The following is a 1,468-nucleotide window of genomic DNA, read 5'->3' as shown; positions in this document are numbered from 1 at the left end:
TGATCTGCACCCCGAAAGTTGGACATTCTAGTCTAATTTGAAGGGTGCTTTTTTTATGGCTAAATATTCTCAAGAATTTAAACTTGAGGTTGTACAATACTACTTATCTGGTTTTGGTAAACGATCGACAAGTGGGAAATTCAACATTTCTTGTAGTGATGTTAGGAAATGGGTTTTATCCTATCAGCAACATGGTATTAAAGGCTTAATGCGTAAAGAAACAAAAGCTAAATATACGACAGATTTCAAAATGAAAGTTGTTGAAGCCGTGATGAATGATGGACTATCACTAAATGATGCTGCTATACGTTTTGAAATAGGCAATAAGGGAATATCAATTTCCAACTGGTTGAAACAATATAGAGAAAACGGTATAGAAAGTTTGAAACCTAAGCCTAAAGGACGCCCCAAACATATGCCAAAGCCTCAGCGACCTAGAATTAAAACATCACAAGAAGATCGTGATAAGACACAGGAACAACTGCTTGAAGAAATCGCATATCTACGTGCGGAGAACGCTTATTTAAAAAAGCGGAGAGCCTTGATTCAGAAGCTCAAAGAACAGGAACAAGCCGAACTGCAACGGCAGCAAGATTCATATCTGAATTAAGGCAAAGCTATAAATTAAGACACTTGTTAGGTGCATCACAAATGGCACGAAGCACATACTTTTATCATGAGCAACGATCAAAGCTTGATGACAAATATAGTGATCTTAAACAGCAAATTAAGATAATCTATCATAAGCATAAGGGGCGATATGGTTATCGTAGAATTACTCTTGCCTTGAAAAATATGGGATTAGTGATTAACCATAAATGTGTTCAAAGACTCATGCAGTGCATGAAGCTTAAATCACGTATCAGGGTTGCCAAATACCGTTCATATAAGGGGCAAGTTGGTAAAATTGCCAAGAATGTGTTGCAGCGTCAGTTCAATGCAGAAAGACCAAATCAGAAATGGGTTACTGATGTAACAGAGTTTAATGTTCGAGGAGAAAAGCTTTATCTGTCACCCATCATGGATTTGTTTAATGGTGAGATTATTGCCTTTCAAACTCAACGCAGACCATTGTTTGGCTTAGTTAAAGATATGCTCAAAGATGCTATGGGCATGCTTAAATCAAACGAGAAGCCTATCGTGCACTCTGATCAGGGTTGGCAGTATCAGATGGCTTACTATCAAAATCAACTGGCAGAGAAGGGTTTAACTCCAAGTATGTCAAGAAAAGGAAATTGTTTAGATAATGCATCTATGGAGAGTTTCTTTGGAATACTTAAATCTGAATGTTTCTATGGTGAAAAATTTAAAACAGTTGATGATTTAGAGCAAACCGTGAAAGAATATATTCACTATTACAACCATGAACGAATCAAGGTTAAATTAAAAGGACTGAGTCCTGTAGAGTACAGAAAACAGTCCTTAAAACCTGCTTAATCAAACCGTCCAACTTATTGGGGTCAGATCA

1 protein-coding gene is annotated in these 1,468 nt (G+C 36.9%); it reads left to right on the top strand.

All coding sequences use genetic code 11. The annotated features are described in order from the left end of the window. The first annotated feature begins 55 nt into the window (after nt 1-55). Nucleotides 56-1,437, top strand: a protein-coding gene (locus N5J47_RS18065; protein WP_279961413.1) for an IS3 family transposase whose coding sequence is annotated in 2 segments (ribosomal slippage) — nt 56-533 and nt 533-1,437 — 1,383 coding nt in all. Because the reading frame shifts where the segments join, the coding sequence is not laid out codon by codon here. Nucleotides 1,438-1,468 lie beyond the last annotated feature (31 nt).

Source organism: Acinetobacter sp. GD03645 (assembly GCF_029845285.1).
GTDB classification, from domain to species: Bacteria; Pseudomonadota; Gammaproteobacteria; order Pseudomonadales; family Moraxellaceae; genus Acinetobacter; species Acinetobacter corruptisaponis.
This window is presented reverse-complemented; position numbering and strand designations above follow the sequence as displayed.